Source organism: Sorangium sp. So ce375 (assembly GCF_051473855.1).
Taxonomy (GTDB): Bacteria; Myxococcota_A; Polyangia; order Polyangiales; family Polyangiaceae; genus Sorangium.
Window position 1 is genome coordinate 13,054,004 of the sequence record NZ_CP150335.1, and the last position, 13,626, is coordinate 13,067,629.

The window sequence follows — 13,626 nt, forward strand, 5'->3', positions numbered from 1 at the left end:
GGCGCGGGGCGTCCGCCTAAGGTCCTGCCGCACCCTCCCTGGACCATGGCGTCCGCTGTCGGCGCGGCGGCCGTCGGCTGCCGATCCGGATGGGTCTGGACGACCTCTGCCGAACGATGTTCGATCGCCGGTGTCTCTCCGGAGCGCCTCGGCGGCGCCCGCATCGCTCCGGAGCGGAGCGACAGAACAGACGCGGCGCTCGCTCGTCAGACCGGGCACCCGCGCTGTCCGCGGGAGGGGAAAGGCCATGAACGAACTCGGAATCGTGTGGGTGAGGCGAGCGCTCGTCGGCGGCGCGCTCGCGCTGGGGCTCTCGGGGGCGGGGACCGCGTGCAATTCCCAGAGAGCCTCGGAGGCGTCGGCGCCCGCGGGGGCGTCCCCGGCGCCGATGACGGAGGGGAGCCCGGCCGAGGCGAAGCGCGAGGCCGTGGCGTCGGCCGCCGAGCCCCAGGCGGCGCGTAAGTCCGCCCCCAGTCTCGACATGGCGGGCGGGAAGGGCGCCGGCGATCTGGTGGCCCCCGCCCCGCAGGCCACCGCAGCGCCGGGCGAGGGCGCGGCCCGCACCGCGGCGCCCGAGGCCGCGGCCCTCGACCCGAACGGCCGCTTCGCCACCACGTACCGCCCCGGCGGAGGCCACCTCGCGGCGTTCGAGTCGGCGGTCGCCCGCGGCATCGTCCCGCCCGACGGGCGTGAGCTCGTCAGCGACATCGGCGCCCGCTACGCGCCGTCGATCGACGTCCCGAAGGGCGCGGCGCTCGCCCTGCGCACGGACCTCGAGCGCACGCGGGTCCCGCCCGGCGGCGGCCCGGTGCACGTGCGCGTCGCGCTCCGCTCGACGGCGCAGGCGCCCGCGGCGCGGCCCCACCTGTCGGTGCACCTCGTGCTCGACGTGAGCGGATCCATGCAGGGCGAGCCCATGGCGCGGGCACGCGACGCCGCGCGGGCGCTCGTCGACAAGCTCGACGCGAACGACGACTTCTCCCTGGTCACCTTCTCGAGCGGCGCCGAGGTCGCGATCGGCGATGGGCCTGTCGGGCCGCGGCGGGCGGAGATCAAGGCCACGATCGACGGCATCCGGGAGGGCGGCGGCACCAACATCGGCCAGGGCCTCGCGCTCGGCTACGGGCAGGCCGCCCGGCCGGGCATCCCGGAAGGCGCGGTGAAGGTCGTGCTGCTGCTCTCCGACGGGCGCGCGAACTCCGGGATCACGAGCTCGGAGCGGCTCTCGCGGCTCGCGCTCGACGCCTTCCAGGGCGGCGTCCAGACGAGCACGTTCGGGCTCGGCGCCGACTATGACGGCGCGCTGATGAGCGCCATCGCGAGCGACGGGGCCGGCGGGTACTACTACCTGCGCGATCCGGATCAGATCGCCCCGGCCCTCGCGACGGAGCTCGACAGGCGGCTCGATCCGGTCGCGACCGCGGTCGAGCTGCGGGTGCGCCTGAAGCCGGACGTGAAGCTGCTCCAGGTCTACGGCTCGCGCCGGTTGAACGATGTGGAGGCGGCGCGCGTGAGGGCGATCGAGGTCGCGGCGGACGCGCAGTCGGCGCGGCGCGACGGCATCGAGCGGGACCGGCAGGACGACGCCGAGGGCGGGATGCGGTTCTTCATCCCGGCGTTCTCGCGCGACGACAGCCACGCGCTGCTCTTCAAGCTCGGCTTGCCGCCGGGCGCGGACGCGCGGGCCATCGCGGCGATCGAGCTCAAGTACAAGGACCGCGTCGCCAAGAAGAACGTCGTGGACGAGGCGCCGCTCCGCGTCGTGTACGCGACCGGCGACGCGGACAGCGCGGCGAGCGTCGATCCGTCGGTCGCCCGCACGATCCAGGGCTTCGCTGCCGGCGAGACGCTGGCCGAGGCCGCCCGCCAGATCGCGCTCGGTGATCGCGCCCGCGCCGCCGCGCTGCTCTCCGAGCGGGAGGGGATCCTGAACGCCGCGGCCGAGGCGCTGGGGGAGCCGCTCTTCCTGAAGGACGCGGCCCGCCTCGCGCGCCTCCGCGGCCACACGGGGACCACGGGCGGCCTGGGCGACCCGCTCGTGCTGGCGATGCTGCTCGAGACGGCGTCGCGGACGCACCTTCACTGAGGGCGGGGCTCGGGGCACGATGGCGAGGCGGCGATCCACCGTCCGATCCGAGGAGCGGACATGACCCAGACATTCACACTCCGGCGCGATGTGGCGGCGCAGCACGTCGACGTCGCGCCGGGCGGCGAGATCGTCCTCCGCGGCAAGCTGGTCTGCTCGACCGACGCCTCGGTCATCGACGCGGCGACGACGACCTGGCCCGCTGGCGCGCCCGGCGGCGCGTCGGTCGACAGCGGCGGGCTCGTCGACTTCGAGCAGGGCGGCTTTCACGTGACGAGCCGCGCCCCCGCGACCCACGAGGTCCACGCCATCGCGACCGGCGATCCGGCGCCCGCGTGCGCGCTCGCGGGCGTCGAGGCCCCGTGCCTCCCGCTCCGGCTCCTGCCGCTCGCGCGCACGCGGCTCCAGACGGCGCAGGAGCTGGGCAGCTGCCTGAACGGGGGCATCACCGTCGAGGTGCCGGACACCGTGCTCCCGCCTGTCGCGCCCGCGGCCGTTCCTTACGTGCAGGGCGCGGCCGTGCTGCTCGGCGTCTCCGTGCTCGCGTCGCTCGGGTGGGTCGTGCAGCGCCGGCGCGCCCGATCGCCGTTCGGCCGCCTGCTCGATCTCGCGAAGCGCACCCGGGCCAAGCTGAGGGCCGCCGACCCGGTCGTGGCCGCGCCGCTCGTGCCGGCCGTGGAGGCCGCGCTGGGCGCGCTGAAGCGGCGGCGTGTGGACGCCGCCTCGACGGAGGGCAAGCGGGTCGCGGAGGTGCTGCGGCGGGTGGAGCTGCGCCTCGACGCGTCGGCCCTGGAGGCGCGCGCCGACAGGGAGCAGCAGGCGGCGGACGAGCTCGTCCGCGAGATCGAGAGCGCGCTCGAGGCGGTCGACGAGGTGGACGGCGCGCGGCGCGGGCGGGCCTGAGGTCGACCAGCCCCCGCCGGAGGTCTGCGCGACGCTGCTGCCGCGCGGCGTCCATCTCGCCTCCATCCGCGCGATGGTCCGGCTGCTCGCCGCCTCCGGCGAGCGCGGCGAGCGGCGCGCCCGGCGTGCGCCGATGAAGCACGCCAAGCCGGCGCTCACCGCCACGGCCCCCAACCCGATCTGGACGTGGGGCATCACCAAGCTGCGCGGGCCGCTGCCTGGGGTCTTCTACTGCCTGCACGTCGTCCTCGACCTGTTGAGTCGCATGACCGTTGGCTGGAGCCGGAACGCGCCTCTCTGCGCGATCCACTCATAGGATTCTCGTCCGGACCGTCTCAATCCTGTTGGCATTTTCCGCCCCCTCTGTGCCAACGTTGGGTGAGAAACACGAGCAATGAAACCGCGCAGAATGGCGTTGTGCCGCGGTCGCTCCATGGCGTATAAATCTAGTCGAAGGACCACATGATCTTCCAGGGAGAGCATGGGTGTCCGGGCAAGGTTTCGGACTCTGCGAATGGCACTACGTGATCCTGTGTGACCAACTTCGAATATCGTTGTCTCCCCTGGTCTCGATGCGCGACAGAGAGTCCCTGACAGGCGAGTCGCTTCGTGTGCATCTTCGGGAAACATTGGAAACACCTATGAAAAATTCAAAGCAGAATCAGTCTTCTCGTTGGTCCATCCTGGCGTTCGCGTCAGTCGCGCTGGCGGGCTGTGGCGATGATACCAACCCCACAGGGACCTCGAGCAGCTCATCGTCTTCTAGCAGCTCTTCATCCTCCAGCTCCAGCTCCAGCTCGTCTTCGAGCAGCTCATCGTCGAGCAGCTCCAGCTCGTCTTCGAGCAGCTCATCGTCGAGCAGCTCCAGCTCGTCTTCGAGCAGCTCCAGCTCGTCTGGTGGCGATCTCGCATTGGTGGTCGCCATTGACTCCGGTAGCAACTCGAGCTCGATGGTTGATGGCGTGGAGTACCAGGCGGACAAATACGCCAGCGGTGGTACGACCAACAGCACGCAAGACTCTGTCGTTGGTGGGCAGCTTTATCAAACAGAGCGGTATGGTTCATTCAAGTATGAAGTCCCGGTTACCGCCAATGGTCGCTACACCGTGAAGTTGCATTTTGCGGAGATTGATAAAACCACCGCTGGTTCGCGCAAGTTCAGCGTTGCAATCGAAGGCAACACCGTTGTCAGTGATTTGGATGTTTATGCCGAGGTGGGTCATGACGTGGGCTACACGGAGACCTTCGCGGATATCGCGGTGAATGACGGCAGCGTCACGATCGAGCTGATTGAGGGGGTGGAGAATCCGACGATCGCAGGATTTGCCATTTTCTCCAATGATGGAGAGTTGGATACGACGGTCACGCCCGACCCCCTCCCCGATTTCTCCAAGTACTCAGCCTACACTCAGAGATACACTGAGAAGACCGTGATCAATTCGAATCACGCGACGGGTCACGTCGGTGATTTTTTCTTCACCCACTGGAAAGATGGCGGCTCGACATCTATGACCGTGGACCCGAATGGCGAATTCAGCGTGACCTGGCAGGGCGGCGGCTATAACTATGTCGGTGGTCCAGGGTGGCATTACGGAGATGAGAAAAGGGTGATCGGCTACCGTCTCAATAGCGACAGCGGCGCGAGCTATATCGCTTTGTACGGCTGGGGGTACGACAAGACCATGCCCACGTCGAACGCGGCACACCTGGTGGAGTATTACATCCTGCAGCGATGGAGTTATGATCCCAGCCAGGGTGCCACCGCTGGCAAGACCTTCACGAGCGATGGGGTTCAGTATTCCACTTACCGCTCGACGCGGCAGCAGCAGCCCTCTATCAATGGTCGCTCCACCTTCTACCAATACTGGAGCAAGCCTGCTCAGCCGCAGGCCCTCGGACAGGACCACAAGATCATCTTCGCCGATCACGTGAAGGCATGGGCCGACAACGGCTGGATTGTCCCGAACATGAACAACCTGGATGCGAGCGACGATCCCACCTATCAGGTCCTGGCCGTCGAGGTGTTCAACCCCGGTAGCAATGGAACTGCAGCTGGTCGCGTCTGGAACGCGACGCCCTGATCCCAAGAAAATGTGGCGCGCCTGAACGTTTCGTGGGTTTTCGGCGCGAACGCCCGTCGAATGCCTCGATGGCGCCGTGCTCGACGCCATCGAGGCTCTCCGCTTCGCTCCGACCCGCTTCGCGGGCGCCCTTTCGGGCGGCCTCCGCCCGACAGCCGGCGCCGATCGACGGTGCCGAGCGATTCGCGCGCGTGCCCGCCGCAAGGCCGCGACGCGTCGCTCAGCGGATCGGGCCGGCGACCCTCGGCGGCGAGGCGGGGGCCGCCTCCGCGGCGGGCTCGAGCGGCGCGCAGCCGTCGGCGGCGAAGGGGCCGATCGCCGGCTCGCCCTTGACGAACGCCGAGACGCGGCGCATCCGCTCGGCGAACGCCGCCTCGGTCTCGGCCCGCCGCGGGTCGGCCGCGAGCGGGACGGTCCCGAGGCCGTCGCTGCGCACGGGGCAGATCTCGGCGACGGGCGGCGCGCCCCGCCGCAAGCGCAGGCGCGCGAGCATCGCGAGCTCGGCCGCGGGGCCGGTCTTCTTCACCTTCATGATGAAGTTGCCGAGGCTGTAGAAGATGGGCCGGCCGAGGCGGAGCTCGATGCCCTGGAGCACGTGCGGGTGATGGCCGAGGAAGGCGTCGGCGCCCGCGTCGATGGCGGCGCCGGCGAGCGCGCGCGCCTGGGGGAGCGGGGTGTCGAGGTACTCGGTGCCGCCGTGGTAGCTCACGACGACCGCGTCCACGCCGGGCTGCTTGCGCGCGGCGCGCACCGCGGCGGCGAGCCCGTCCCGCTCCGCGCCCGCGACGAACTCCCGCGCCGGGTGCTGCCACAGCGAGCCATGGTTCCAGATGCCGGTCACGGCCAGCACCGCCACACGGAAGCCGCGGCGCTCGATGACGGCCGGCGCGTACGCCTCGAGCCGCGTCCGGCCGGCGCCCACGTAGGTGATGCCCGCGCGCTCCAGGTGGCCGAGCGTCTCGAGGAACGCGCCCTTGCCGTAGTCCCACATATGGTTGTTCGCGAGCGACACCACGCTGATGCCGGCGCGCGCCAGCGCGTCCGCGCCGGCCGGCGGGCCCGTGAACACGAGCGGCTGGCGCGCGTGCTGGGTCTCTCCGCCCTGGTCGCTGAGCTGGTTCTCGAGGTTGACGAAGCGCACGTCGGCGGACGCGAACAGCGCCGCCACGGAGGCGAACGGATCGTACGCCGGATCGCGGAGCAGCTCCTGGCCGAGCGCCTTGCCGAGGCAGACGTCGCCGCCCGCGATGAGCGTGATCGCATCGGCGGGCGCGGCGGAGGTGGTGCTCGGCGCGGTGGTGGTTGCCTGCGCGGCGGGGCTCGCGGCAGGCGCGGCGGAGGCGGCGGCCGGCGCGGCGGGGGCGGCGGACGCGGCGGGGGCGGCGGCCGGTGTCGCGGAGGCGGCGGCCGGCGCGACGGCGGCGTCGCGGAGCGCGGCCGGCGCGACGGCGGGCGGTGGAGCGAGCCCGGCGCCCACGTTGCCGGGCCGCTCGCAGCCGAGCTGCGCGGCCGTCGCGCACATCGCGAGGAAGAAAAGGGCAGGGCGCATCTCGAGGGGCGTCTCGGCGCGCATTATCCACGGGGACGCGGCAGATCCCAAGGTTCCGGTGGCTCGCGCGCCGCCGTTCGTGCCACCATCGCCGCGCGTTGAGCAGGCGAAGAGGAGCCGCTGCGGCCATCGGCGGCAGCGCTCTCGCGATGAACGCTAGGCCCGCTCCAGCGCGATCTACCGCGGATTGGACGCGCGCCCGCGCGCGGATTGCTTGGAAGGCCTTATCTCCATGGTGAATCGAAGACGTGAGACTCCCTCGGGCTCGACGCTGCTCTCTTCGCGCGGCGCAACGCCGGCGAGCACGCGCATCGTGCCGGGCCCCGCCGCGCGCGCCGCGGACGAGGCGCGCGACGAGGAGCGCAAGGACGGCTGGGGCTTTGCCGACACCCGGTTCGTCGTCAAGCCGAGCGGCAGCGTCGTGCTCACCGGCTCGCGGTACAGCATCAGCAACGTCGAGCTGCCGTCGCTGATCCCGTGGATGTCGGCCACGCTCGCCGCGCCGCTCTCCTACGAGAACCGCAACGAGCCGCACTACCCTCCCCAGGTCCCCGAGGCCAGGGTGGCGAGCGAGCTGCTCGCCGGGCTCCGCGGCTTCCTGGCGGACGATCAGATCTCGCAGGATCCGCTCGTGCGCCTCCGGCGCGGCCACGGCCACACAGGCGCCGAGATCTGGGCGATCCGCTACGAGCGCCTCGAGCGCGTCCCCGATCTCGTCGTGTTCCCCGCATCGCACGACGATGTCGTGCGTCTCACCGAGGTCGCCAAGCAGCACGGCGCGTGCCTCGTCCCGTTCGGCGGCGGCACCAATGTCACGGACGCCTTGCGCCTGTCGATCCACGAGGAGCGGACCGTGATCGCGGTCGACATGCGGCGCATGAACAAGATCCTCTGGCTCGATCCCGTGAACCGCATGGCTTGCATCGAGGCGGGCGCGACCGGGCGGCACATCGTCGCGGAGCTCGAGAAGCACGGGCTCACCATGGGGCACGAGCCCGACAGCCTCGAGTTCTCGACGCTCGGGGGGTGGATCGCGACGAACGCGAGCGGCATGAAGAAGAACCGTTATGGCAACATCGAGGATCTCGTCCTCGACATGCAGGTCGTTACCGCGCAGGGCGTGGTCGAGCGGCCGCACGTGGCCCCGCGCGAGAGCGTCGGCGCGAACCCGAAGAACTGCATGTTCGGCAGCGAGGGCAACTATGGAATCGTCACCAGCGCGGTCGTCAAGCTGTTCCCGTTGCCCGAGGTCCAGCGCTACGGCAGCGTCATCTTCCCCGACCTCGGGCGCGGGCTCGCGTTTCTCTACGATCTGCAGGCCGCCGGCGCGCTGCCCGCGAGCGTGCGCGTCATGGACAACACGCAGTTCCATTTCGGTCAGGCGCTCAAGCCGAAGAAGTCCGGGGTGCTCGCCCGGGTGAAGAGCCAGGCGGAGAAGCTCGTGGTGACCCGGATCAAGGGCTTCGATCCGCACCAGCTCTCCGTCGCCACCATCGTGTTCGAGGGGACGAAGGAGGAGGTCGATTTCCAGGAGAAGACGCTCTACCGCATCGCCGCGCAGCACGGCGGGATGAAGGCGGGGGCGGCGAACGGGGAGCGTGGCTATCAGCTGACGTTCGGCATCGCGTACATCCGCGACCTCACGTTCGAGCACTGGGCGATCGCGGAGAGCTTCGAGACGAGCGTCCCCTGGAGCCGCGCGCTCGAGCTCTACGAGCGGGTGCGCCAGCGCGTCCTGCGCGAGCACGAGCAGCGGCGCCTGCCTGGCAAGCCGTTCTTCACGGGGCGCATCACCCAGGTCTACCCGACGGGGGTCTGCATCTATTTCTATCTCGGCTTCTACGCCAAGGGCGTCGACGACCCCGTGCGCCATTACTCCGAGATGGAGCACGCCGCGCGAGAGGAGATCCTCGCCGCCGGAGGGTCGCTGTCCCACCACCACGGGATCGGCAAGATCCGGCAGGATTTCGTGAAGGAGATCTACTCGGACGGCGCGCGCGCCTTCATGCGGCAGGTGAAGCAGGCCGTCGATCCCGACAACCTGTTCGGCGCGGCGAACCACGGCGTGCTCGGCGACGTCACGCTGTCGACGCCGCGCTGAAGGTCGCTTTAGAGCGGCGGTCACCCGCACAGGAGACGGGCTCAGATCGGCGTTTTCGGCGCGGAAGCGCACTCCAGTGCGCTGAGCACCGAAAACGTCGAGATGGGCCCGTATCCGAAGCGGGTGACCGCTGCTCTAGAGCCCCAGCACGTAGGCGAAGATGAGCGGCGCCACGATCGTGGCGTCGCTCTCGATGATGTGCTTCGGCGTGTCGATGCCGAGCTTCCCCCACGTGATCTTCTCGTTGGGGACCGCGCCGCTGTAGGACCCGTAGGACGTCGTCGAGTCGCTGATCTGGCAGAAGTAGGACCAGAAGGGGACGTCCTTCCAGCCGAGGTCCTGGTACATCATGGGCACGACGCAGATGGGGAAATCGCCCGCGATGCCGCCGCCGATCTGGAAGAAGCCGACGCCCTTGCCGGCGGAGTTGGCGCGATACCAGGCGGCGAGCGTCGTCATGTACTCGATGCCGCTCTTCATCGTCGTCGCCTTGAGCTCTCCCTTCACGACATAACTCGCAAAGATGTTCCCCATCGTCGAGTCCTCCCAGCCGGGCACCACGATCGGGAGGTTGCGCTCGGCGGCCGCGACCATCCAGGAGTCCTTGGGGTCGATCTCGTAATCGCCCGCCATCACGCCGCTCTGGAGCAGCTTGTACATGAACTCATGGGGGAAGAAGCGCTCGCCCCGGGCGTCGGCGTCCTTCCAGAGCTCGACCACTCGGTGCTGGATCTTGCGGAATGCCTCCTCCTCGGGGATGCAGGTGTCCGTGACACGGTTGAGCCCGCCCTCGAGGAGCTCCCACTCCTGCGCGGGCGTGAGATCGCGCCAGTTGGGGATCCGCTTGTAGTGCTTGTGCGCCACGAGGTTCATGATGTCCTCCTCGAGGTTGGCGCCGGTACACGAGATGATGTCCACCTTGCCCTGGCGGATCATCTCGGCGAGGGAGACCCCCAGCTCGGCGGTGCTCATCGCGCCGGCGAGCGACACCAGCATCTTGCCCCCGTCCGCGAGGTGACGCTCGTACCCGGCCGCGGCGTCGACGAGCGCGGCGGCGTTGAAGTGCCGGTAGTGGTGTCGAATGAACTCGGAGACAGGGCCCTTCTTCTGACTCATGGACTCGCTTCCTGTAGGTTTGGACGGATCGACGCGACCTTCTCGTCCGCCGAGGCGAACACGCGAGCCCAGGTGGGGAGACGGCTCCTGGGCTCTCCACGGAGGACGTGCACCCCCGCCAGGCCCGCACCAGGGTGGCCGGCGAGCGCGGCGGTCGCGTTCGCGGCACACACGGCTTCGATGAGTCGGCTCGTCATCCGTCGCTCCCCGGCCTGCGCCGGCGACGTGCCCCTTAGCACACGGATCACGCCAGGTAACACGGATTGTCCGTGTCGTGGCGCGAGGGCGCCGGCGGCGTGACCGATACGGATGGCGACGGCGCGCCGGCTGCAGCGGTCGGCGCTCGGCGAGAGCGCATGTTCCGGGCGGGGATGGTATGCAGGACGCGGTGCAAATCATGACAGCGCCCGCGCAGGACGGCGGCGGCGCGGGCCGCGTGCCCGGGCTCGCGGGCGTCGTGCTGTGCGGTGGGCAGAGCCGCCGGATGGGGCGCCCCAAGGCGTGGCTGCCGTTCGGGGGCGAGGCGCTGCTCCAGCGGGTGGTGCGGCGCCTTAGCGAGGCGGCCTGGCCGATCGTGGTGGTCGCGGCGCCGGGGCAGGAGCTGCCGCCGTTGCCGGAGGGGGTGCTGCTCGTGCGCGATCCGGTGGAGGGCCGCGGGCCGCTGCAGGGCATCGCGGCGGGGCTCGATGCGGTCGCGCCGCTCGCCGAGCGGGCCTACGCCTCCTCGACCGACGCGCCCTTCCTGCACCCCGCCTTCGTGCGGCGCCTCGCGGATCTGCACGCGGGCGGCCACGCCATCGCGGTGCCGCGGGCCGAGGGGCACCATCACCCGCTCGCCGCGGTGTACGCCTGCTCGGTGCGCGGCGAGGTGGCGGCCCTGCTCGCCGAGGGCAGGCTGCGGCTGTCGACCCTGTTCGAGCGGGCGCGCACCCTTGTCGCGGAGCCGGAGCTCCTGCTCTCGGATCCGCGGCTCCGCGACGCGGATCCGGCGCTGCGATCGCTGCGCAACCTGAACACGCCCGAGGACTACGCGGCGGCGCTGCGCGAGCTGGAAGGCGCCGCGGAGGCCGGGCAGCGAGGCGCCGTCCGCCCGTGAACCGCGGGCTGGAGCGGCGGTGTCATGCCGGCTATCCTTGCGGTCATGCGCCAGCGCGCCGCCCTGTACCGCGTCGACCCGGACGATCCCCGCGCGCCGTCCGAGGAGATCTGGGCTCAGCTCAGCCCGACCGGCCGCGCGCGTGTGGTCGCGGGCCTCCCCTCCGAGTTCCCCGTGTCCGAGGCATCGCCGCCGGAGGGCGATGAGCATTTCGGCGCGAAGATCGGCGCCCGCTCGGCGCTCGGCAGCTACTTCGCCCGGATCGGACGCCGCGCGTACCTCGCTTGCGAGCTCCCCGTGTACTACCCCGGTGAGCGGATGTTCGCGCCCGACGTGATGGCTGTGCTCGACGTCCCTGTGCACAGGCGCGAGAAGTGGGTCGTCGGCGTTGAGGGCCGCGGGCTCGACTTCGCGCTCGAGGTCCTCGTCTCCGGGCGCCGCCGCAAGGATCTGGCCGACAACGTCGAGCGGTACGCGCGCTTGGGGATCCCCGAATACTACGTCTTCGACCGACCCCGGCTCAAGCTCTCTGGTTTCCGGTTGCCCCTGGGGAGCGCGCGGTCCGGCGCAGGGACGCGCCGGTACGAGCCGATCGTCCCGCAGGGCGGCCGGTATGCCTCCCAGGTGCTCGGGCTCGACCTGGCCATTGAGCAGGAGCGCCTCCGCTTCTTCCACGGCAGCTCCGCTCTGCTTGAGGCGGACGAGATGATCAACACACTCGAGGCCATGCTCGACAGCCTGGAAGTGCGCGCGCGATCGGCCGAGGAACGCGCGGAGGAGGAGGCGCGCAAGCGCAAGGAGGAAGTGCGCAAGCGCAAGGAGGAGGCGCGCCTGCGCGAGGAGGAAGTGCGCCTGCGCGAGGAGGAGACGCGCCTGCGCGAGGAGGAGACGCGCCTGCGCGAGGAGGAGACGCGCCTGCGCGAGGAGGAGACGCGCCTGCGCGAGGCGCTCGAGCGTCGCCTCGCCGAGGCGCTTGCCGAGATCGAGCGCCTGAAGGCGAGCCGCGGGTCGTGAAGCGCTAGCACCCTTCCGGGCAACTCTGGCGCTCTCCTGACCCGGTTATTCGCGGCGCGCCGCCGGCGCGCTCTTCGCCGCCGCGCCTCCGGGATCGCCCCTCGCGACGAGGACCCGCTGCTCTCCGTGCCTGGGCAGGAACACCCGATCCGGCCCCAGCCCGCGCGCGGCCATGACGCGCCGGAGCTCGCGGGGCGCCTCGCCGAACGTATCGGTGCTGTTGATGAAGGTGTCGAAATGGATCGCCATCATCCGCCGCGCCCCGAGATCGAGGAAGGCCTGCACCGCCTCCGCCGGATCGACGTGCTTGCTCTCCATGAACTCGCGCGGCCCCACCGGCGCGATGGGCAAGAGGGCCAGATCGATCGCGGGGAATCGCGCGCGCGTCCTCACGAAGTCATCGCGGTCATAGGCGGTATCGCCGCCGAAATAGACCGTGATCCCATGATACTCGACGACATACCCCGTGAAGCTCTCCGTCATCCAGTCCCGGTCCAGCCCGTAGCGATACCCGGAGTGCTGCACCGGGACCGCCGTGATCTTCAGATCGCCCTGCCGCCATGTCGTCCAGGTCGGGACCTCGAACGACGCGAAGCTGGTATTGGGCACGTAGACGAGCCCGCCTCGAGGCACGAGCAGCGCGCGGACCTTCGGCTCGATCATGGACAGCGAGCCGAGCGAGAGGTGGTCGAGGTGCATGTGCGAGATCAGCACGGCGTCGACGGGCGGCAGGTCCTCCGGAGCGAGCCCCGGCTCGACGAGCCGCTTCACCACGAGGCCCACCGTCGACGTGAAGACGGGGTCGGTCAGGATCCATCGGTCGTCGATCTGAACGAGCACGGTGGCGTGCCCGACCCAGAGGGCGGCGAGCCGCGCCTCGGGGCGGTACGGCGCGCGCACCTTGTCCGGCACGGGCAGCGGGCTCGAGAACAGCCGCGCCACGTTGCTCTCGAGGATGCGCGCGGGCACGCTGCACGACACGGCCGCGAGCGCGAGGAGCGCCGCGGAGGACAGGCGAGCTGGCGTCGAGGAGGGGCGCGTGTCCATGCGCGGCGTCAGAAGTAGCGGATGCTGAGCGTGATCGTTGTCGATCGCAAGGCGGCCGTCGGCGTGGCCGTCACCTGAACGCCGAGGGCGCCGAACAGGGTATAGATCCCCGCCTCGTACGAGGCCGCCACCTGCTCTCGCGCAAAGAGCGCGGAGCCGCCCAGCGAGCAGGACAGGTAGTCGCCTCCATCGAGGAGCGGGAAATACGCGCGGACGCCGCCCCGGATCAGCCAGCTCTCGGCGAACGGGCCCGGATGGGCGATGTACGCGGGCGAGCCGAAGAGCTCGATCGAGCCGGCGTGTCGCGTGAGCGGCTCCGCGATGAAGGCCCGCCACGGCGAGAGCTTGCGGTTGATCCCGAACGAGTAGAGCAGCGGCGTCACCTGCCACCGGAACCCGAAGCGCGTCTCGCCCGGTCCGATCCACAGCTCCGGGCTCGGCACGAGCTGGACGAGGAGCCAGGACAGCGTGGGGCGGATGTCGGGCTCCGTGGCGGCGGCCGCCTTCGCGGCCGTCTCCCGTCGCCACGGCTCGTCGGGCGACGCGCCCGCGGCGAGCGGCCAGAGCAGCCAGCCGAGCGCGGCGGCGCAAGCGGCCAGCGCAGGAGCGCGGCGTCGCACGAGGGAGCGCGCG

Annotated in this window: 12 protein-coding genes; 7 read left to right on the top strand and 5 right to left on the bottom strand. The window is 70.5% G+C overall.

What is annotated here, in order from left to right; all coding sequences use genetic code 11:
- Positions 1-247 precede the first annotated feature (247 nt).
- From WME90_RS48585 to WME90_RS48595, 3 genes are all read left to right on the top strand, one after another.
- A complete protein-coding gene (locus WME90_RS48585; RefSeq protein WP_437278945.1) occupies positions 248-2,086 on the top strand; it encodes a vWA domain-containing protein in 1,839 nt (612 codons plus the stop codon).
- 60 nt (positions 2,087-2,146) lie between these two features.
- Entirely contained in the window at positions 2,147-2,989 is an 843-nt protein-coding gene (locus WME90_RS48590) for a hypothetical protein (RefSeq protein WP_437278946.1), read from the top strand.
- Between the two features lie 73 nt (positions 2,990-3,062).
- Positions 3,063-3,305 carry a hypothetical protein gene (locus WME90_RS48595; RefSeq protein WP_437278947.1) on the top strand — a complete coding sequence of 81 codons (243 nt, stop codon included), beginning with the start codon at positions 3,063-3,065 and terminating at the stop codon, positions 3,303-3,305.
- Between the two features lie 345 nt (positions 3,306-3,650).
- Here the strand turns inward: WME90_RS48595 and WME90_RS48600 are convergent, their stop codons facing one another.
- A complete protein-coding gene (locus WME90_RS48600; protein ID WP_437278948.1) occupies positions 3,651-3,914 on the bottom strand; it encodes a hypothetical protein in 264 nt (87 codons plus the stop codon).
- Between the two features lie 25 nt (positions 3,915-3,939).
- On the opposite strand from WME90_RS48600, the gene WME90_RS48605 reads away from it, so the two are divergent.
- Positions 3,940-5,070 (top strand): glycoside hydrolase family 11 protein, encoded by a 1,131-nt coding sequence (locus tag WME90_RS48605; protein WP_437278949.1) that lies wholly within the window; start codon positions 3,940-3,942, stop codon positions 5,068-5,070.
- A 220-nt stretch (positions 5,071-5,290) separates the two neighbouring features.
- Here WME90_RS48605 and WME90_RS48610 read toward each other — a convergent pair whose 3' ends face one another.
- Positions 5,291-6,619: a CapA family protein gene (locus tag WME90_RS48610; protein ID WP_437278950.1), complete on the bottom strand. Its 1,329-nt coding sequence runs from the start codon at positions 6,617-6,619 to the stop codon at positions 5,291-5,293.
- A 232-nt stretch (positions 6,620-6,851) separates the two neighbouring features.
- Between WME90_RS48610 and WME90_RS48615 the strand changes: the two genes are divergently transcribed.
- Complete coding sequence (locus WME90_RS48615) at positions 6,852-8,720, top strand: FAD-binding oxidoreductase (protein WP_437278951.1); 1,869 nt, start codon at positions 6,852-6,854, stop codon at positions 8,718-8,720.
- A 135-nt stretch (positions 8,721-8,855) separates the two neighbouring features.
- On the opposite strand, the gene WME90_RS48620 is transcribed toward WME90_RS48615, so the two are convergent.
- Positions 8,856-9,836: a deoxyhypusine synthase family protein gene (locus WME90_RS48620; RefSeq protein ID WP_437278952.1), complete on the bottom strand. Its 981-nt coding sequence runs from the start codon at positions 9,834-9,836 to the stop codon at positions 8,856-8,858.
- A 397-nt stretch (positions 9,837-10,233) separates the two neighbouring features.
- Between WME90_RS48620 and mobA the strand changes: the two genes are divergently transcribed.
- The gene (mobA, locus tag WME90_RS48625) at positions 10,234-10,932 is read left to right on the top strand and encodes a molybdenum cofactor guanylyltransferase (protein ID WP_437283759.1); all 699 of its coding nucleotides are present in this window, start codon (positions 10,234-10,236) and stop codon (positions 10,930-10,932) included.
- A gap of 24 nt (positions 10,933-10,956) precedes the next feature.
- Positions 10,957-11,946 (top strand): Uma2 family endonuclease, encoded by a 990-nt coding sequence (locus tag WME90_RS48630; RefSeq protein ID WP_437278953.1) that lies wholly within the window; start codon positions 10,957-10,959, stop codon positions 11,944-11,946.
- A 45-nt stretch (positions 11,947-11,991) separates the two neighbouring features.
- Here WME90_RS48630 and WME90_RS48635 read toward each other — a convergent pair whose 3' ends face one another.
- Positions 11,992-12,993 (bottom strand): MBL fold metallo-hydrolase, encoded by a 1,002-nt coding sequence (locus tag WME90_RS48635; protein WP_437278954.1) that lies wholly within the window; start codon positions 12,991-12,993, stop codon positions 11,992-11,994.
- Between the two features lie 8 nt (positions 12,994-13,001).
- Positions 13,002-13,613: a hypothetical protein gene (locus WME90_RS48640; protein ID WP_437278955.1), complete on the bottom strand. Its 612-nt coding sequence runs from the start codon at positions 13,611-13,613 to the stop codon at positions 13,002-13,004.
- Positions 13,614-13,626 lie beyond the last annotated feature (13 nt).